Annotated in this window: 13 protein-coding genes; 10 read left to right on the top strand and 3 right to left on the bottom strand. The window is 68.9% G+C overall.

The annotated features are described in order from the left end of the window. Nucleotides 1-129: 129 nt before the first annotated feature. Nucleotides 130-1,020 carry an outer-membrane lipoprotein carrier protein LolA gene (locus G6O68_RS06355; RefSeq protein WP_165245993.1) on the bottom strand — a complete coding sequence of 297 codons (891 nt, stop codon included), beginning with the start codon at nt 1,018-1,020 and terminating at the stop codon, nt 130-132. A gap of 665 nt (nt 1,021-1,685) precedes the next feature. Here G6O68_RS06355 and amrB point away from each other — a divergent pair. From amrB to msrB, 10 genes are all read left to right on the top strand, one after another. After that, complete coding sequence (gene amrB, locus G6O68_RS06350; RefSeq protein WP_240911071.1) at nt 1,686-2,882, top strand: AmmeMemoRadiSam system protein B; 1,197 nt, start codon at nt 1,686-1,688, stop codon at nt 2,880-2,882. Between the two features lie 112 nt (nt 2,883-2,994). Beyond that, nucleotides 2,995-3,762, top strand: a complete 768-nt coding sequence (locus G6O68_RS06345; RefSeq protein ID WP_240911070.1) for a PIG-L family deacetylase — start codon at nt 2,995-2,997, stop codon at nt 3,760-3,762. Nucleotides 3,763-3,885: 123 nt separating this feature from the next. Further along, on the top strand, nt 3,886-4,821 hold the full coding sequence (locus G6O68_RS06340) for a PP2C family protein-serine/threonine phosphatase (RefSeq protein WP_240911069.1): 936 nt from the start codon (nt 3,886-3,888) through the stop codon (nt 4,819-4,821). Between the two features lie 84 nt (nt 4,822-4,905). Next, nucleotides 4,906-6,243 (top strand): serine/threonine-protein kinase, encoded by a 1,338-nt coding sequence (locus G6O68_RS06335; RefSeq protein WP_165245989.1) that lies wholly within the window; start codon nt 4,906-4,908, stop codon nt 6,241-6,243. A gap of 94 nt (nt 6,244-6,337) precedes the next feature. Beyond that, nucleotides 6,338-10,810: a DEAD/DEAH box helicase gene (locus tag G6O68_RS06330; protein WP_165245987.1), complete on the top strand. Its 4,473-nt coding sequence runs from the start codon at nt 6,338-6,340 to the stop codon at nt 10,808-10,810. A 112-nt stretch (nt 10,811-10,922) separates the two neighbouring features. Beyond that, a complete protein-coding gene (locus G6O68_RS06325) occupies nt 10,923-11,732 on the top strand; it encodes a UDP-2,3-diacylglucosamine diphosphatase (protein WP_165245985.1) in 810 nt (269 codons plus the stop codon). Between the two features lie 104 nt (nt 11,733-11,836). Continuing rightward, entirely contained in the window at nt 11,837-13,372 is a 1,536-nt protein-coding gene (locus tag G6O68_RS06320) for a class II fumarate hydratase (RefSeq protein WP_165245983.1), read from the top strand. 94 nt (nt 13,373-13,466) lie between these two features. Next, complete coding sequence (locus tag G6O68_RS06315) at nt 13,467-14,693, top strand: hypothetical protein (RefSeq protein ID WP_165245981.1); 1,227 nt, start codon at nt 13,467-13,469, stop codon at nt 14,691-14,693. A gap of 76 nt (nt 14,694-14,769) precedes the next feature. Then, nucleotides 14,770-16,224, top strand: coding sequence for a hypothetical protein (locus G6O68_RS06310; RefSeq protein WP_165245979.1), 1,455 nt, complete (start codon nt 14,770-14,772; stop codon nt 16,222-16,224). Nucleotides 16,225-16,337: 113 nt separating this feature from the next. Continuing rightward, nucleotides 16,338-17,078 (top strand): peptide-methionine (R)-S-oxide reductase MsrB, encoded by a 741-nt coding sequence (gene msrB, locus G6O68_RS06305; RefSeq protein WP_240911068.1) that lies wholly within the window; start codon nt 16,338-16,340, stop codon nt 17,076-17,078. On the opposite strand, the gene G6O68_RS06300 is transcribed toward msrB, so the two are convergent. Further along, nucleotides 17,079-17,948 carry an alpha/beta fold hydrolase gene (locus G6O68_RS06300; RefSeq protein WP_165245977.1) on the bottom strand — a complete coding sequence of 290 codons (870 nt, stop codon included), beginning with the start codon at nt 17,946-17,948 and terminating at the stop codon, nt 17,079-17,081. Next, a complete protein-coding gene (locus G6O68_RS06295) occupies nt 17,941-19,179 on the bottom strand; it encodes an enolase C-terminal domain-like protein (protein WP_240911067.1) in 1,239 nt (412 codons plus the stop codon). Before G6O68_RS06295 ends, G6O68_RS06300 begins: the two co-directional genes overlap by 8 nt. Between the last annotated feature and the right edge of the window lie 215 nt (nt 19,180-19,394).

Below are 19,394 nucleotides of genomic sequence, written 5' to 3'. Positions count from 1 at the left end.
CGAAATGACCGTCAAACCGCGACGGCTCGCCACTCGGGCCGCCGGCCGGTCGTCCTCGGTGCACCGCGGCGCAGCGAAGAGCCCTCCGCGGCGGAGGGCTCGACGGGAGTTCAGGGCGCGGCCGAGTTTTCAGCGTCGGGGGGCCGACTGGGCGGGGGCGGGCCGCGCGGCGCTCGCGGGCGGTGCGTTCCGGGGACGATCCTCGCCCGCCGGATTGCGGACCACCTTCCATTTGGGGAACTCTTTCCCCTGGAAGTTTTCGTCCTTCACCGCGGCGTTCGGCTTTACCGGGTCGAGCTGGAAGTCTTTCCGGCTCTTGCCGTCGGGCGAGATCAGGACGATCCGGATCGGCAGCATGTACCGGCGATCGAGCTGGACGAAGGCTTGGCTGAAGCTCTCCTTGTCCACATCGAGCTTGGGCTTGATGTTCACGCCGTAGGTCTTGTCGTCCTTCGTGGCGACGAGGCCGATCTGATAGCGCTGCTTGGCCTCCTCGGCCTTCATGTTGAAGAGGAACGGGAGCGGCCCCTCCTCGATCGCCTTCTCGGCCTGGTCCTTCTCCAAGGGGAAGATGAAGATTTGGGTGGTATCGCTCTTGTACTGCCAGACCTCGCTGCCGGTGCAGACGATCCGCTCCTCATGGGTGCTGTCCCACGAGTCGTCGGCCTTCTTGACGGGCTTCTTGCCGTCGTCCTGCTTGATCTTCTTGAAGTCGATGAAGGCCAGGTTCGGGCTCTTGAAGATGGCCCGGCCTTCATAGTATTCGATCTCGTCCCAGGCGGGGATGACGTCGGTCCGGAAGATGGTGACGTCGAGAGTCTTGAGCTTGGTGCTCTGCTCCTCCCATCGCTTGAGCAAGGTTTCGACGTCGGTCCCGGCCGCGACGGGCGCGGGCTGGGAGGCGTCCTGGGCCTGGCGAGGCGCGGCGGGCGGCTGCGCGGCCTGTCCGAACGCGAGCGTCCCTCCGACGGCCCAGGCCGCCAGCCATCCGCCCGCCCCGTTGATCAGTCCTCGTCCCATCTGGAAATGCCTCCCCATCCTTGCGACACGTCCCGGCCGACTCCGGCCCTCCGATCCGAAGGACCCGCCGCCCTCTCGGCGCGCGTCGTCCCGTTCCTTGAGGAATCTAACTACCAAAGACCTCGAATTCCCACCAGAGCAGCCGGCGAGGTCTTCCAGGGCGAAACCCGCCATTGTCGTTTTTCCCATCAAGCCGCCTGAAGGAGGCGCGAATCTCCGGCCCACGCCTGGCCGTCGGAAGGGTGATCCGGGATGTAAACCAAGTCCTGATTTAATCTTGGGTGAATCGGCTGTTGGTGGACCAGGATTTGCAAAGATTTCAGCCGCCGGCCCATCCGGACGCTTTGGTCGGCCGCCTTCACCGGGCGGCTCGGACTTTCAAACGAGGGAGGAGCAAGAGATGCGACCTCATCCCATCCAGGAAATGGCACCCCCGACGTGGCCGCTCCCCTTGATTGCAATCGAGCCGAGAGGTCCGCGAAAGGGCGATTGAGGCCGACGGCTTGACCGAAGCCGGCGGGGCCTCGAAAATCTCGAAGTCGGACGCGATGTCGACGCATCCTCCATCCGCATCGAGATCTGGACGCCCCATGGCCGTACCCGAACGACCCCGTCTTCGCCCTCTTTCCGCGCGACGGCATGATACCGAGGGCCAGTCGGTCGTCGTGCTGGTCGACCCCCAGCGATTCTGTCCGGCCCCGATCGTCCTTCCCTCCGACGTTTATGAACATGTCGCCCGCCGTCTCGACGGCACCAATACGGTGGAGGACCTCCAGCGCCTGATCCGCCAAGCGACGTCGCTGAGCGTCGACGTCGGTTTCCTGCGCGGGCTGATCGCCGAACTGGATCGGTCGCTGGCCTTGGAAGGCTCCACGTTCGACGCCGTCGTCCAGAGGTTCCGCGACGCCGAAGAACGTCCCGCGGCGCTGGCGGGAAGATCCTACGATTCGGAACCGAGGCGGCTGGCCGCCGAGTTGGACCGGCTCTTCCGATCTCGCGGAGGTGCCGGGCGTCTCGCCTTGCCCGCGCCCAGGCCCGCCGCTGGTGGTGCCGCGACGAGGCCCCGGCTCCGGGCCGTGGTGAGCCCGCACATCGACTTCGAGCGCGGCGGGCCCGTCTACACCTGGGCCTACAAGCATCTCGTCGAGGAGAGCGACGCCGAGGTCTTCGTGATCTTGGGGGTGGCCCACCAGTACTGTCGGAGTCGGTTCGTGCTGACGCGAAAAGACTTCGCCACGCCGTTGGGCGCGGCACGGACGGACCAGGCGTTCGTGGACGCCCTCGTCCGCGAGTGCGGGGACCATCTGTTCGCCGACGAACTGACGCACCGCACCGAACACTCGATCGAGTTCCAGGCCGTCTTCCTGAAGCACGTCCTCAAGGACCGTCCGTTCACGATCGTGCCGATCCTGGTGGGCTCGTTCCACGACCTGCTCCTGCGGCGGTCGGACCCGCTCGCCGACCCGGAGATCGCGCGGTTCATCGCCGCGCTTCGGGAGGCCGAGCGCGCGAGCGGGCGGAAGGTGGCGTACATCGGCGGCGTGGATCTCTGCCACGTCGGCCCCGAGTTCGGCGACCCCGAACGGGTGGACAGGACGATGCGGGCGACGATCCGCGAATTCGACCGGAGTTTGCTCGACCGTGCCGAGGCGGTCGACCCGGAAGGTTGGTTTCGGACCGCTGCCGAGGTGGGCGACCGCTGGCGGGTCTGTGGCCTGGCCGCGACCTACACGATGCTCCATGCGATCGGGCCGTCGAAGGGGGAGGTCCTCCGGTATGATCAGGCCGTCGATGAACGGGGGCGGGGCTGCGTCTCGTTCGCCAGCATGATCTTCCGCGAGGCCGAACCCGCCCGGGCGTAAGGCCCTCGTCCCTGGCCCCCGGCCGTCGCGAGGGCTACAATGATCCTCCCCGGCGTGAGGTCTTCGCGAGGCGGGGTCGATCGACGGCGCGGCGTCGGGTTCACGAGGTTCGATGCGAAAGATGGATCAAGGTATGGCCGTCCCCGACGATGTGGAGCTGGACCTGATCGCCGTGGGGGCGCATCCCGACGACGTGGAGATCGCCTGCGGCGGGACGCTCGCGAAGCTGGCCCGGAAGGGCTACGCGGTAGGGATCGTGGACCTGACCGACGGCGAGCCGACGCCGGGGTCGCCCGGCCCCGACGTCCGCCTGGAGGAGGCCCGCAAGGCGGCCGAGATCCTGGGGGTCCACACGCGCATCAACCTGAACCTGCCCAACCGTCGGCTGTTCGACGGGTTCGAGTCGCGGGTGGCGCTCGCCAAGGTCTTCCGCCGCCACCGCCCCAAGGTCGTGCTGGGGTTCGGCGGCAAGACGGTGATGGCCTCGCCCGACCACTATCAGGCGATGCTGATCACCGACGCCGCCGTCTTCTACAGCCGGCTCACGAAATGGGACGAGCACTTCGACGGCTTGGCCCCCCACACGATCCAGAACCAATTGAGTTTTCCGCTGGCCCTTCATGGGTTAGACTTGCCCGAGGCGTCGGGATTCATCATCGCCGAGATGGGGAGCACGCTCGAGCAAAAGCTCGAAGCGGTGCGGTGTTACCAGACACAGTTTCCGGCGAGCAAGGTAGGTATCTTCAAGGCCGTCGAGACCATGAATCGCTACCACGGTCTGACGGCCGGTTTCGAGGCCGGCGAATTGTTCCTCACCTACAGGTCGGTCGGCGTCGACGACCTCATGCGATGGGCCAGCCCGGCCCACGTCCGCTCCTGAGCCCGAGGGGCGGCGTGGGGTTTGTGGAGCCCTCCACGAGCGCGTCGATGCGCCACGGGCGGCGGCGGGGACGTCGGCGGGGTGACCGGGACGGCGGTCGCAAGATAGACGAAGGCGGTTCTCGTGGCCGTGTTATCGAACCTGAAGCGATGGTGGCGGCGCACGTTCGGCGGCCCTTCCGGCCACGACCCGGAGGCGACCGACGAGTTCGCCACGCTGTCGTCCCTGACGCTCGACCCGGGGAAGCTCCGCCTTCGGGTCGGGGTGGTGTCGGTCCGCGGCAATTACCGCGATCACAACGAAGACAACTATTTCGTCCCCGGCCGACGACCCGTCCGGCACGACGTGCTGAACGAGAGCGGCGAGCACCCGACGATGACGCTGGAACCCTCGAACCTGTTCATCGTGGCCGATGGCATGGGGGGCCAGCAGGGGGGCGAGCAGGCCAGCCTCATGGCCGTCGAACTGATCCCCCGCGAGGTCGCCAAGCGGCTGGCGCCCGACCAGGCCGAGCCCCGGTACGTCCAGGAAGCGATCCGCGAGGCGGTCGCCCACGTCAATCAGGAGATCCTGGGGAGTTCAGGCGCGATCACCGAGTTCTCGAACATGGGGACCACCGTGGTCCTCGCGCAATTCCGGCCGGACAAGGTCTATGTGGCCGGGATCGGCGACTCCCGCGCGTATCGGCTTCGCGACGGAGTCCTGGAACGGCTGACCAAGGACCACTCGCTGGCCGACGCCCTCCTCGACGCCGGCACCATAACCCCGGACGAGCTTCGCAACCATAAGTTCAAGAACGTCCTCTATCTCTACCTGGGGAGCAAGGACGCCAGGAGCGGCCCCGAAGACTTCCGGGTGATGGACGTTCGGCTGGGGGACCGCTTCCTCATGGCCAGCGACGGACTGACCGGGGTCGTCTCGGACGAGGAGATCGGCCGCGTGCTGGGCCAGGTCGAAGACCCGCAGGAGGCGGCCGTGCTGCTCAAGAACCTGGCCCTCGCCAACGACTCCAAGGACAACGTCACGTGCCTGATCGTCCATGTCGTCGCGCAATCCTGAGCGGGCGCGGGCGTCGCGAGGCGACGGGGGGCGGCGGGCGACTCCGGGCGAGCTCCCACGATCCTGGGCGATAAAGGTCGGGCGATGATCGGTCTCGACGAGTTCCTGGAGTGCGTCGACCGCTCGGGCCTGATCCCCCGTGCGACGGTCCAGCCTCTCTGCGCGGCGAACGATCGCGACGACGCGGCGGCCCTCGCCCGCCGCCTCGTCCAGCAGGGTCTTCTCACCCAATACCAGGCCCGCAAGCTCCTGGCCGGGGCGACCCGAGGATTCTTCCTCGGGGGGTATCGCATCCTCCGCCCGCTGGGCGAGGGGGGCATGGGCAAGGTCTTCCTCGCCGCTCACGAGGAAGACGGCCGCAAGGTCGCGATCAAGGTCCTCCCCCCGCGACGCGCCCAGGAGGAGGTGAACAGCCTGGCGCGATTCAAGCGGGAGATGGAACTCTCGATGCGTTGCGACCATCCGAACGTCGCTCGCACGCTCGATTTCGGCAACGACGGCGACGTCCACTTCATGGTCCTGGAGTTCATCCCGGGCCTCAGCCTGTACGACATGATCAAGAGCGAGCGTTTCGGTCCGCTCCGGGTCGCGGCGGCCTCCCGACTGTTCCTCCGGATCCTCAACGGACTGGAGGCGGCGCACGCGGCGGGGCTCGTCCACCGCGACATCAAGCCGTCGAACATCATGATCACGCCCGAGGGGGACGCCAAGGTCCTCGACCTCGGCCTGGCCAAGGCGCTCGGCGAGGAAGGGGGGCTGACCCGCGCGAACACGCTCCTGGGGACGCTCGACTACGCCAGCCCGGAGCAGCTCAGCGACGCCAGTCGCGCCGACGCCCGCAGCGACCTCTACAGCTTCGGCTGCACGCTCTATTTCGCCCTCGCGGGCGATCCCCCGTTCGAGGGGGGCGACGCCATCAATAAGATCTTCAAGCAGCGCATGGAAGACCCGGAGCCGATCGAGCGGGTCGCGAAAGGGGTCCCGGCGGCCTTCGCCGCGATCATTCGCAAGCTGATGGCGAAGGACCCTGCCGATCGGTATCAGAACTGCGCCGAGCTTCGCGTCGACCTCGAACGCTGGACCGACCCGCTTCGCGTCCGGTCCTTGCTCGGCTCCGCCGCCGAGACGGCGCAGGCCTTCCACCCCCCGCCGCCCGTGCTGGAGGAGGACGACCTGCGGCTCCTCGCCCCCGACACCAGCCCCAGCGTGATCTCGATCCGCGATCTCGGGGAGGCCGAGCCCTCCCCGGCCCCGCGCCATCGCAAGGCCCCCCTGCCGATCGCGGCCCGCGTCCGGCCCGCCCCGACGGACGCGGCCCGAGGCGACGGGGAGGACAATCGCTGGTTGATCCACTTCTCGCTGGTCGTCCTGGCGGTGGGGCTTATCGCCGTGCTCGCGATCGCGCTCTTCCTGCATTCCTGACGCCCCCGATGGACCAGGCGGTGGACTTCCGTATCATAGTTGGTGCGGAAGTCCGAACGACGAGGCCGATCGGGTACGAGCATCGCGAGGCGCCATGACGTCGGGACGCAAGCAGCCAGGCGGTCGAGCCAAGGCCGACCCGGACGAGGACGCCGACGTCCTGGACCTATTCCTGCCCCCCGTCGCGACCTGGTTCCAGACGAACCTCGGCGAGCCCACGCTCCCCCAACGCCTCGGCTGGCGTTCGATCGCCTCGGGACGCAACACCCTGATCGCCGCTCCCACGGGATCGGGCAAGAGCCTGGCGGCGTTCCTCGCCGCGCTGGACCTGCTCTGGCGTTCCCCCGAACGCTCGCGAGGCGTGCGGATCCTCTACATCTCGCCGCTCAAGGCCCTCAACGCCGACGTGCACCGCAACCTGCGCGTGCCGCTGCAGGGCATCCTGGAGGAGGCCGAGGCGTCCGGGACCCCTCTCCGCGCCCTGTCCACGGCCGTCCGGAGCGGCGACACGCCGGCCAGCGAGCGGGCGCGGATCCTCCGCAAGCCGCCCGAGATCCTCATCATCACCCCCGAGTCGCTCCACCTGATGCTGACCTCGCGGGCCCGCGAGACCCTCCGCGAGGTGTCGCACGTCGTCGTCGACGAGATCCACGCCCTCTGCGGCGACAAGCGCGGGGTCTTCCTGGCACTCCTCCTCGAACGCCTCGAAGCCATCGGGTCGGGCAGGCCGTTCGTACGCATCGGCCTCTCCGCGACGCAGAAGCCGTTGGAAGAAGTCGCGCGCTATTTGGGGGGCCTGCGGCACGCTGACGGCGGCGACGTGTTCCGCCCGGTCGAGATCGTCGACGCCACGGCCCGCAAGCCGATCGACCTGAGCGTGATCTGGCCTTCGGCCGACCGCGACGCGGCCCTCGGGCCCCCCGGCTCCATCTGGCCGGCGATCGAGGACCGGATCCTCGGCCTGGTGGAGGAGCATCGTTCGACCCTGGTCTTCGCCAACAATCGGCGGACGGTCGAGAAGCTCACGGCCCGGCTCAACGAGCTGGCGACCCGAGACGTCGAGCGCGAGGCCCCCGCCGACGCCGAGGAGCTTACCGCTCCGCCGTTCCGGGCTCATCACGGAAGCCTGAGCCTGGACGAGCGCCGGACGACTGAGGAGATGCTCAAGCGGGCCGAGTTGAAGGCGGTCGTCTCCACAGCCTCGCTGGAACTGGGCATCGACATGGGCGAGGTGGACCTGGTCTGCCAGGTGGAATCGCCGGGGAACGTCGCGCGAGGGCTCCAGCGCGTGGGTCGGTCGGGCCACCTCGTCGGTGGGACGAGTCGCGGCCGGTTGATCGCCAAGACGCCGGGCGACTTGCTGGAATCGGCGGCGCTCGCCCGGGCGATGCTCGCGGGGGACATCGAGCCGCTTCGCGTGCCGAGGAACTGCCTGGACGTCCTGGCGCAGCAGGTGATCGCCTGCGTAGCGATGGACCGATGGGACGCCTCCGAGCTGTACAACCTCGTGCGTCGGGCGTACCCGTTCCGCGAGCTTTCGGCGGACGCCTTCGAGCGCGTCCTCCGGCTCGTCTCGGGTCGGTACTCGACCGGCTCGATCCGCGACCTGCGCGCGCGAGTGGCCTGGGACCGCGTCCACAACCGGCTGGGGGCCCTCCCCGGCACCTCACGGCTGGCGCTCACCGGCGGCGGCACGATCCCCGACGTGGGGCATTATCCGGTCTACCTGGGGGAAGGGGGGCCGAGGTTGGGCGAGCTGGACGAGGAGTTCGTCTTCGAACGCCGGGTCGGCGAGAGCTTCATGCTCGGCAACAGCGCCTGGCGGATCGAGGTCATCGACGTCCACAAGGTGATCGTCGCCCCGGCCGAGGGGAGCCAGGTCGTCATGCCCTTCTGGCGAGGCGAGACGAACCCTCGATCGCTGGAACTCGGACGCGCGGTGGGAGTGCTTTCCCGTCAGATCGCGGCCGGGCTGGACGATCCCGGCCTCCCCGCCTGGCTTGAGGAGGAATGTCGGCTCGAACCCGCCGCCGCCCGCCTGCTGATCCGGCGGGTCGCCAGGCAGCAGAGGCTTGCTGGGGTGGTCCCCGACGACCGCACGATCCTGGTGGAGAGCTTCCGCGATCCGACCGGCGAGATCGCGCTGGCGGTGCTCTCGCCTTATGGGCGGATGCACCTGGGGCTGAAGCTCGCGCTCCTGGCGCGGATCCAGGACCGGTACGGATTCACGGCGTCGTGCCTGCACGGCGACGACGGCCTCCTGTTCCGACTGCCCCAGACCGATGAGCCGCCGCTCGACCTGCTGGACGGGCTCGACGGGGCCGAGGCCGAGCGGCTCATCCGGCGGGTTTTGCCCGACACCTCCCTGTTCGGCCTGAGGTTCCGACAGAACGCCGGCCGGGCCCTGCTCATGCCTCGCCCCGACCCCTCGAAACGGACGCCGCTCTGGCTCCAACGGCTCCGGGCGAAGGACCTGCTCGGCGTCGTCGGAGAGTTCCCCGACCATCCGATCGTCGTCGAGACTTACCGGGAGTGCCTCGACGACGATCTCCAGGTCCCGAAACTGCGGGAATTCCTGGACGCGATCGACGCCGGCGAGATCCGCGTCGAGAAGCGAGCCGCCGAACTGGCCTCGCCGTTCGCCTCCGACCTGGTCTTCCAGTTCACCATGGCCTATCTCTACGAGTGGGACGAGCCCCGGCGCAAGCCCGAACCGTCGTCATCCACGAAGGTCGACGAGGACTTGCTGGACGGGCTCTTGCACGGCCTGGACGCCGGTCGAGGTCTGGACGAGCAAGCCGTGGGTCGGGTGGATAGCCGGCTCCGGCAACGAGGACGTCCGCCACGGTCCGTCGACGAGATGGCCGAGACGCTGCGCATGCTGGGCGACCTCGCGTCGTCCGAGCTGGCCGGCCCGATGGAGGCCTTCGCGAAGGACCTGGCCGGGCAGGGGAGGGCCGCTTGGATCACTCTGGAGGGCGTCGCGGAACCCGGCCGCTGGATCTCGGCCGAGGAGCGCGAGCTTTATGATTCGGCCTTCGCCGCGCCGGACAGGGCCGAGCCCCAAGCCGTCGAGACGATCGTCCGGCGTCACCTGCGAACCCACGCCCTCGTGGGACTTGGCGACGTGATCCGCAGGTACCCCATCGCCCCCGAGACCGCCCGCACCCTGCTTGAAGCCTGGGTGGAGTCGAGCGACGTCGTGCGGGTCGAGGAAGGGGAGGACGGTCCGCGCTGGGCCGAACGGGAGAACCTCGCCGAGATCCAGCGCCTCACGCTGGCGCAGCGTCGTCGCGAGAGCGTGGCCGTGTCGCCCGAGGTGTTCGCCGACTTCGTCGCCCGTCGCCAGCGCGTGCATCCCCTGTCGCGAGGCTCCGGCGTCGAAGGGGTCGAGTCGGTGCTGGAGCAGCTCCAGGGTTTCGCCGCGACGGCGGCGTCCTGGGAGGAGGAGTTGCTCCCTCGCCGCGTGGCGGGTTTCCAATCGGCCTGGCTCGACGAGGCTCTCGCCCGGGGGGGTTGGACCTGGCGTGCGTCCGCCGAAGGACGAGAGGAAGCCCTCGTCGCGATCGTCGCACGCGAATTCGCCGGGGCGTGGCCCGAGGCCGCCGAGCCGGCGCCCTGGTCGGACGACGAGCGCGGGATCCTCGAAGCCCTGGAGCGGCGCGGGGCGTCGTTCGCCGCCGACCTTTCGCGGGCCGTGGGCGTCGACCTGCTCGCAGCGCGTCGGACGCTGAGGGCGCTCATGCGTCGTGGCGCGATCGCGAACGACCGCTTCGATCCGCTGCGGCCGGGGGCTTTCGAGGTGCTCGACGTGGTCGATCGAGCCGTCGCGGGGGCCTCACGCGCGGGGCGTCGGGGCGGGCGTTCCCGTCGCGCCGAGTCCTCTCGGCCCGAGGGGCGGTGGGAGGTCGTGGCGACGGCGGTCGAATCCGAAGAACGGACGCTGGCGTGGATCGACGCCCTGTTCGCACGTTACGGCGTGCTCACGCGAGAGACGACCGGGATGGATCCCTGGGCTCCGCCCTGGTCCGGGCTGTATCCCCACCTGGCCCGCCTGGAACTCCGTGGCGAGATCCGCCGCGGCTACTTCGTGGAGGGGCTCTCGGGGGTCCAGTACGCGACCGAGGAGGCGGCCGAGGCGCTGGCGTCGATGTCGGCCGGCGCGATCGGCGACGGCCCCGAGATCCTGCTGGCCGCGGGCGACCCGGCCAACCTCTACGGGGCGGGGGCTCCGCTCGACATCCCGCTGCTCGAGGGCGGCTCGGCCCGGCTCCTCCGCTCGCCGGGCAACTTCCTCGTGCTGAAGGGGGGGCGCCCGATCCTGATCCTGGAAGGCCACGGGAAGCGGCTCACGGGGCTGGCCTCGGCGTCCCAGGCCGAACTCGATTCGGCGCTGGGCCGGGTGCTGGACCTGGTGTCGCCGGATCGACGGGTGTTCAAGGTCGAGACCTTCAACGGCCAGCCGACCCTGGCGAGCCCGGCGGCGGGCCGGCTGGCCGCGCTGGGGTTCGTCCGCGACTATCCGGCCATGACCTACTACGCCGCCTGGTCTCCGGGCGGTCCTTGAAGATTTCGTGGCGACGGCGGCCGGTGGTTGGCAGCCCCCCCGCGTCGGCTGTAGGCTCGATGCGGAAGACGCCGATCGACCCGCGGAGTCCCGATGGAGTCGACAGAGCACGATGGCCGAGAACTCGCCCGCCAGCCCCGAGAACCGGATCTACGACTGCATCGTCATCAGCGACCTGCACCTCGGCAGCGCGGTCTGCCAGGCGAGGTTGCTGGAGGAGTTCCTGATCTGGGCGTTCGACCATTGCCGAACGATGGTCATCAACGGCGACATCTTCGACGATCTCAACTTCAAACGCCTGAGCAAGCGGCACTTCGCCTGCCTCAAGCAGATCCGACGCAACAGCGATCGCGACGACGTCCGCGTGGTCTGGGTGCGGGGCAACCACGACGGGCCGGCCGACATCGTGAGCCACATCGTCGGCGTCGAGATCCTGGACGAGTACGTCTACGACAACGGGCGGCTCCAACTCCTGATCTTCCACGGCGACCAGTTCGACACGATCGTCAGCGACTATCCCTGGATCACCGACCTGGCCTGCGGGGCCTTCTATTACATCCAGAAGTGGGTGCCGCACCAGGCCGCCCGGGGGATCCGCCGCCTCGTGAAGAAGTTCCAGCGCAACAGCCAGCTGATCGAGCATCGGGCGACCGAGTACGCCCGGAGCCGGGGCTTCCGATACGTCACCTGCGGCCATACCCACCTGCCGCTGACCGCCGAGTGCGATGGGGTGACCTACATCAACAGCGGGACCTGGACCGAGGCCCCGCCTTGCCCTTTCGTCGTCGTGGAGGGCGAAGAAGTCCGCCTGGAATTCTGGCCGCTCCCGGCCTTCGTCCTCGATCCCCCGACGAGGCCTGAGGCGGAGGCGCCGGGCCCATCGCCCGGGGCGAACTTCCCGATCATCCCGGCGATCGGCTGATCGGCACGGGGTTTCCTTGTTAGGGATCCGCCGGGAGGGCCCGCACGTCGACGGCAAATCGACCCTCCCGATCTCCCTCGAACCGAGCTCAGCTGGAGCGTGCCATGGCGGAGACCCGGACCGAACGCGATTCGATGGGCGAGATGCAGGTGCCGATCGACGCCTACTACGGGGCGCAGACCGAGCGGGCGCGGCGGAATTTCGAGATCGGCTCGCTCCGGTTCCCCCGGGCGTTCCTCCGGGCGCTCGGGCTCATCAAGAAGAGCGCGGCGACGGTCAACGTCGGGCTCGATCTGCTCGACCCCGGGCTCGGCGCCTGGATCGAGGAAGCGGCCCAGGAGGTCGCCGACGGCCTCCTCGACGACCACTTCCCCCTGGTCGTGTTCCAGACGGGGAGCGGGACCTCGACGAACATGAACGTCAACGAGGTCATCGCCGGGCGAGCGAATGAGAAGGCCGCAGGGACTCGAGGCGGTCGCTCGCCGGTCCACCCCAACGACGCGGTGAACCTGGGCCAGTCCTCCAACGACGTGATCCCGACCGCGATCCACGTCGCGGCCCGCGAGGAGTTGGAGAAGCGGCTCATCCCCGCGCTGAGCCGGCTCCGCGACGCCCTCGGCGAGCGCGCCCGGGCCTTCGACGGCGTGGTCAAGATCGGCCGGACCCACCTGCAAGACGCGGTGCCGGTCCGGCTCGGCCAGGAGTTTTCGGGATACGCCGCGCAGGTCGAGCACGGGCTGCGGAGGGTCGGCATCGCCTCCGAGGCCCTCGGCGAGTTGCCGATCGGCGGCACCGCGCTGGGGACCGGCGTGAACACCCACGCCGAGTCTCCCGCCAGGATGGCCGAAGCCCTGAGTCGCGAGACGGGGCTGGCCTTCCGCCCGGCCGCCGATTTCTTCGAGGCGATGGCCAACCGCGACGCGGTCGTCGAGGCATCCGCCATGTTGCGGACCGTCGCGGTAAGCCTCTCTAACATCGCCAATAACCTGCGGCTGCTGGGTAGCGGCCCGCGCTGCGGGATCGGCGAGATCCTCATCCCCGAGCTTCAGCCCGGCAGCTCCATCATGCCCGGCAAGGTGAACCCGGTGATCCCCGAGGCCGTCATGATGGTCGCCGCGCAGGTCGTGGGGAACGACGCCACGATCGCCTGGGCGAACGCCCTGGGGTCGAACTTCGACCTCAACGTCATGATGCCCGTCATGGGCTACAACCTCCTGCAGTCGATCGAGCTGCTGACCGCCGCCGCGGAGCACCTCGACCGGAAGTGCATCGACGCCCGGGCGTTCCTGGAAGGCCAGAAGGCGCAAGGCGCGACGCGGATCGAGGCCGACGAGGCCCGCTGTCGCGAGCATGTGGAGCAGAGCCTGGCGATGTGCACCGCGCTCGCTCCCCGGATCGGCTACGACAACGCCTCCGCCATGGCCAAGGCCGCCTACCGCGAGGACCTGACCATTCGCGAGGTCGCACGAACCCTGGAGGGGCAGTCCCCGGCCGAGATCGTCCGGAGGCTCGGCCCGCCGGCGTCCGAGGACTCGCTCCGCGAACACGGCGGCTTCCCCGCACGCGCCGAGGTCGACCGTCTGCTCGACCCGATGCGTCAAACCCGGAGGGGGCTCGAAGGGGGCGGCGGCGGGGGATAATCGTGGTTTCGATGAAACTTCTCTGGGAGTCCAGGCGTGCTATCGGGGAGAATGGAGAGGTGATCGAAGCACGCGACCACGAGGGCGACCTCCCATGACGGACGATGCCGACATCAACCTCGACTCGGAGTGGACCGACCTCCCCCCCGTCCCCGGGCCGGCTGGAGGAGCGAACGCCCCGGAGGGATCCCAACCGGCCGAGCCCGTGGTGGTGATCCAGTACCGGAACCGGGGGATGTCGCCCGTCCTGCTCTTCCCCCTCACCCTGCTGGCCTCTTTGGCCCTGTTCATCGGCTACCATCACTTTTTCGTCGAGCCGATCACCTCGCGCGCCGAGGCACTCGCCCAGCCCACGGCCGCACCTCCCGCTCGCCCCATGGTGAACCCGGATGAGGCGCTGGCGAGGGTGGCGGCGGCGATGCCCGCCGAACTCCAGTCGATCCCGATGCCCTTGACCCTGGAGAGTCAGCCGCTTCCTTCCGGCTTCTTCCTGCCGCCGACGATCGGCGCCGATCCCAAGGTTGCGGAACGAGCCGAGACCGACTCCGTCGCGAACCGGGACGAGGTCACGCCCGCGGCCTCGGCCGAGCCTCCCGCCGACCCGGCGCCGCCCCCCGCGCCGGCGACCCCGATCGTCGGGGCCGAGCCGGAAGGCCCTGCGCCGATCTCGATCGCGTCCGCGGCCCCCGACCGGGCCAGGTCTTTCCCCTTCCAGCCCGAGCCGGCGGCCGCCGATCCCGAGCCCGTCGTCGACCCCCCGCCGCCGACCCGCGAGGAGTTGATGGAGCGCATCCGGCAGGAGGGGCTCCTCAAGCAGGCGCGGGAGGAGGAGATCGAACGCCGCAAGTCGGAGGCGCGGGGTGCGGTCGAGGCGGAGGCCCTGGAGCGGGTCGAGAACGAGCGAGTCGAGTTCCGCCAGGCGCTCCAGGATATCGTCGCCTCGGGGGGGCAGGACGCCGGCGAGGCGATCGACGACCTCTGCAATCGGTTCGGTCGCGGCTATAACGAGGACGTCAAGAATCGGGCGTATGGGAGCCTGGCCCACTACAAGGGAAAGCTCTCCCGCGAGGGCGAGGTGCAGATGCTCCGCGCCATCGGCGTACCCGAGGCGGGCATCCTCGATTACCTGGCCAATCGACTCCACCGCTCGATGAAATCCCGGAACGGTCCCCGCGATCCCGGGGAGGTCCGGCTGTTCGCGGCCCGCCAACTCCTTCGGATCAAGGTCGACCCCTCGGCCGTTCCGGCTCCGGCCCCCGCAACGTCGACCGACCGCAAGCCGGCCTCGGTCCGTCGGACGACGAACGTCCGCCGCCCCTGATCCGCCCACAAGCCCCGGACGTCGTCCGAAGCGACCTCATCCCCATCACCAGCCCCGTCGACCAGGGAAGCGCCCCATGCACTCCTTCGCCATCAACTCCGCTGCGCCGCTCCTCCTGGCGCTCGTGTTCCTCGCCGGTAGCCCATCCCGCGGCGGCGACGTTCATCCCGACGTGAAGGCCGGGACCGACCTGCTGCAGACGGGCGACGGCCTCGCCGACGAGGGAAAGCCCAACGACGCCCAACTCCGCTACAAGGAAGCCTTCGAGAAGATCCTCCCCCGGCTGCGTCGCATCCCTTTCAAGCATGAAGTGAAGCGCGACGTGACGAAGCGCGATAAGCTCCAGGACATGCTCCTCAAGGAGTTCGAGGAGGACATGACCCCGGCCGAGTTCGAGGCGAACGAGAAGGCCCTGAAGGCGTTCGGGATGCTTCCGGTCGAGATGGACCTGAAGAAGCTGCTCGTCGACGTCTACTCCGAGGAGATCGCCGCCTACTACGATCCAAAGACCAAGACCATGTTCATGATCGAGGAGCCGGAGGCGAAGAAGAACGAGCCGCCGACGTTCTTCGAACGATTCCTGGGCAAGACCGGCGGCTTCGACAAGGACGAGAACAAGACCGTCATCGCCCACGAGATGACCCACGCCCTGTCCGACCAGCACTTCGACCTCGACGCCCTGCACCAGCTCTCGAAGAAGAACGACGACCACTCGCTGGCTGTGTCGGCGCTCATCGAAGGCGAGGCGACCCTGGCCATGATGGCGGCCGGGATGGACGACTGGGAGGGGGACCAGATCATCAAGACCCCCGCCGAGAACCTGGGCCGGGGGCTGAGCCTGATGGCGCCGTTCCTGACCTCGCTGGGAGGGGGCAAGAGCCTGAAAGGCGCGCCGCCGATCATCGCCGAATCGATGCTCTTCCCCTATCTGCGGGGCATGGTCTTCTGCGCGAAGCTCGCCAACGACGACGGCTGGAAGGGGGTGGACGACGCCTACCGCAACCCGCCGCTGTCGACCGAGCAGATCCTCCACCCCGAGAAGTACCGGGCGAAGCCCGACGTCCCGACGTTGATCGACCTCGGCGTACTCGATCCCGGCCAGGGGTGGAAGGAAGTCGGCCGCAACGTCCTGGGCGAGATGCAGACGGCGGTCCTCCTCCGTCGCAACGGCGGCGCCGCCGCCGCGGCCGGCTGGGACGGCGATCGGTACGCCGCATTCGAGGGGCCCGACGGGCGGCTCGGCCTGGTCTGGATGACGACCTGGGACGGTGAATCGGACGCGAAGGAATTCGCCCAGGGCATGATTCGTTACCAGACCGATCGGATGGGCGACAAGAAGTTCCAACCCGTGGAGATCCCCGACTCGCTCTGGCGGTGCGTGGACGACGTCTGCCGGATCGTCGAGCGACGGGGGACCGATGTGGCCGTGGTCGAAGGCTTTCCGGGGAGCACGGCCGGCCTGCTCTTGGAGGCGGCGTTCAAGTCCGAGAGGTCCGAGATGAAGCCGGTCCCCGGGCCGAACCAGGATTAAGTGCCGACAGGGCACTAGACGTCGCTGTAGAATGGATGCGAGGTCATATGTTTTCGGCGTCGCAGCGTGGCGGCGCCGACTCGGACCGACACCCCCTTCAAGGCGACTGGTCCATGCGAACCCTCCTCCCGGCGCTGGCCCCTCCTCGGATCCTCCTGGCGGTCATGGGGTTGCTCATCCTCACCTCACATGTCCGCGCGCAGGAGGTCCAGAAGAAGACCGAGGCCAAGCCGGAAGCCCCGGCCGGGGAAACGATCGCGGCCGGCGACGACGCGAAAGACCCGGCACCGAAACCCGAGTCGAATGAGGCGTCCGCGAAGGAGCCCGAGCGGGTCGTGAAGACCGACGCGGAATGGCGTCGGCTCTTGACTTACGACCAGTACCTCGTCACTCGGATGAAGGCGACCGAGCCGGCCTTCTCCGGGCGTTACGCGCACGGCCGCTTCAAGGGGACGTTCCTCTGCGTCTGCTGCGGGGCCAAGCTTTTCGACTCTCGCCACAAGTTCGACTCAGGCACCGGCTGGCCGAGCTTCTGGCGGCCGATGGCCCCCCAGGCGCTGGAGGAGAGCCTGGATCGCAGCGAGGCTGAGCCCCGCATCGAGGTCACCTGCACCCGCTGCGGCGCGCACCTGGGGCACGTCTTCAACGACGGCCCAGCCCCCACCGGCCTTCGCTACTGCATCAACTCGCTGGCGCTCAAACTGGACTCCGAGCCGACCCGCCCGGAGACCGCGACACGCAAGGCCACACCCCGGCGACGCTCGGGCGCCACGCGCGACGATCGCCCGGAATCGTCGGAATCCACGGCCCCGACCGGGGAGAGCGCCGGGACGAAGGCTCCCCGTCGGCCCTGATCAGCCAGGATGGCGCCGTCTCGCCTCCAGCCTGGGTTTCAGCCAGGCTGCTAGGTCGCGAGCATAGATTTCCGGGCGCGGGTCGAACTCGAAGGTGTGGCAGCCTTCCGGGTACTCGATGATCTCGCGGTCCGCGGCGGCGATCTTCTGGAAATACGCTCGGGTCCGCGTGTTGTCTACGATCCGATCCCTCCCCCCCAGCATCAACAGCGTCGGCTGGAGCAGCTTTCCGGGCGAACGCTTGATCATCCGGTCGATCAGGAAGCTGGCGAGCAGCAGCCCCGCCGTCCCCTGTCGCAGGCTCATGGGGTCGCGGCGGATGAATTCTTGCTTCACGGGATCGTCGGTGAAGAGCGCCGGGTCGGCCAGGGGAATCGGGAAAGTCTTGCGGAGGTCGGTGAGAACCGCCTTGGCGATCCGAAGCTTCTCCCCGAAAGTCACGCCGACCTGCGGCTCCAGCCCAGGGCAGATGAGCGCGAGGACGTCCACCAGTTCCGGGCGTCGGGCGGCCGTGAGTAGGGCGATCTTCCCCCCCCAGCTGATCCCCGCCAGAGCGACCGGCAGGGCGGGATCCTCGGCCTTCAGCCGCTCGATCCATTCGGACACGTCCGCGATCAGCCGTCGTGCCGACGGGGCGTGCCCGCGCTCCTCGCGATTCGGCCCCGAGCCGCGACGATTCGGGAAGGAGACATCGTACCCCGCTTCCGCGAGTCGCGTCCCGAGGCCGGGATACCACCCCGAATGGCTCTGCACCCCATGCAGGACGACGACGCGGCCTCGGACGTCGCCCACGGCCGGCCAGCGAGCCACGAGGCAGCCATAGCCGTCGGACGCGGTGAAGATCTCCTCGTTCGGCGAAACCTCAGACATGGTCGATCTCCAGCGTCTCCGTCGTCATCGCCGCGAGCAGGCCGGCGTCGACGAGCACGCCCGATCCGGGGCCCGCGATGGGCCTGGCTCGACCCCCGTAGCCGAAGGTGAGGTCGTCGGCGGTCACGTTGGCAGCGAGGATGTGGCGGTCGTAGGATCCTTCGAGGTAACGGACCCCCCCCACTCGAGAAGCCACGTGGCGACCGGCGGCCGAGAGGATCGCCGTCTCCCCCGGATGGCAGCCCAACTGCACGCCCAGGCCGTGCCGACGCGCCAGGCCGATCAGCCGGAGCGAGGGCAGGAGGCCCCCGCACTTGGAGAGCCTGACGTTGAAGAAGTCGGTCGTCCTCCGTTCGATCGCCGCCACGCCGTCCGGCCAGCCGCAGAGCGACTCGTCGAGCATCACCGACACGCCGAGCCGAGGACGTAGCTCGGCGAGCGCGTCGACCTCGGCGTGCGCGAGCGGCTGTTCCAGGAGCGAGGGCCGGAAGCGGAGCAGGGGGGCGACCTTCGCGAGCAGCTCGTCCGATCGCCAGGCCTCGTTGGCGTCGAGTCGCAGGTCCATCCTGCGGCCGAGGATCCGCCGCAGGCCCTCCATCCGACGCTCGTCGTCTTGGCCCGCGACGCCGACCTTCGCCTTCACGTCGCGGAAGCCGTAGATGCGGAACTTGATCGCCGAGATCCGCTCCTTCCGTCGCGATTCGGCCGTGATCGCCGCGCTGTAGCGGACGGAGAGCGGCCTCGAGTTGCGTTCCAGGCCTTCGGCCGTGGAAAGGTCGACCGCCTCGCCGAGCGAGGCCCCGAACGACCGGCCGTAAGCGTCGAGGACCGCCAACTCCAGGGCGCACCGGGCGGCGTTCCCGCGCATGCCGCGGGGATCGTCGTCGATCTCCGGCAGGGTCAGCCGTTCGAGGGTCGAGACGACGTCGGCGAACGAGCCGGGGCGACCGATCGCGCGGGGCCATTCACACTTCGCGAGGGCCTGGAAGGTCGTCTCGATGGTCTCGCCGGTGACGTAGGCTCGGGGGACGCCCTCGCCGTAGCCGACCGACCCATCGTCGAGGTCGACGCGGACGACCAGATTCTCGCTCGACGAGCGCTCGTGGGAGGCGTGCTTGATCGGCTTCTTCAGCGGCACCTGCACGCGGAGCAAGACGAGCCGGCGGATCGCGGGACCGCCCCGGCGCGTCGCGGCGAGCGAGAGATTCGAGTCGCGGGTCGTTTCAGCCAAGGCGTGCCCCCCGCCGCCCTCTTGCAACGGGATGCGCGGGGCGGTCCGGGCGTCCGCGAGGGCGACGTGGATTAGCCTATCACATCGACGAGGGGAGGTCGCCCCGGGCGAGGTCGCCGGATCTTTTCGAGATCGTCTCCCTCGTTTGCGTAGAATCACGGCATGGTACAATGAGGCGAATTGCGAGGCCGGGGCGGAATCGGCCGCCGGGCCGT

It is taken from the genome of Paludisphaera soli (genome assembly GCF_011064595.1).
Lineage (GTDB): Bacteria > Planctomycetota > Planctomycetia > Isosphaerales > Isosphaeraceae > Paludisphaera > Paludisphaera soli.
This window is presented reverse-complemented; position numbering and strand designations above follow the sequence as displayed.

Coding starts and splice junctions, on each gene's coding strand:
- G6O68_RS06355 (WP_165245993.1), bottom strand. CDS start 1,020: ATGGGACGAGGACTGATCAACGGGGCGGGCGGATGGCTGGCGGCCTGG.
- G6O68_RS06345 (WP_240911070.1), top strand. CDS start 2,995: ATGCGAAAGATGGATCAAGGTATGGCCGTCCCCGACGATGTGGAGCTG.
- G6O68_RS06335 (WP_165245989.1), top strand. CDS start 4,906: ATGATCGGTCTCGACGAGTTCCTGGAGTGCGTCGACCGCTCGGGCCTG.
- G6O68_RS06330 (WP_165245987.1), top strand. CDS start 6,338: ATGACGTCGGGACGCAAGCAGCCAGGCGGTCGAGCCAAGGCCGACCCG.
- G6O68_RS06325 (WP_165245985.1), top strand. CDS start 10,923: ATGGCCGAGAACTCGCCCGCCAGCCCCGAGAACCGGATCTACGACTGC.
- G6O68_RS06320 (WP_165245983.1), top strand. CDS start 11,837: ATGGCGGAGACCCGGACCGAACGCGATTCGATGGGCGAGATGCAGGTG.
- G6O68_RS06315 (WP_165245981.1), top strand. CDS start 13,467: ATGACGGACGATGCCGACATCAACCTCGACTCGGAGTGGACCGACCTC.
- G6O68_RS06310 (WP_165245979.1), top strand. CDS start 14,770: ATGCACTCCTTCGCCATCAACTCCGCTGCGCCGCTCCTCCTGGCGCTC.
- msrB (WP_240911068.1), top strand. CDS start 16,338: ATGCGAACCCTCCTCCCGGCGCTGGCCCCTCCTCGGATCCTCCTGGCG.
- G6O68_RS06300 (WP_165245977.1), bottom strand. CDS start 17,948: ATGTCTGAGGTTTCGCCGAACGAGGAGATCTTCACCGCGTCCGACGGC.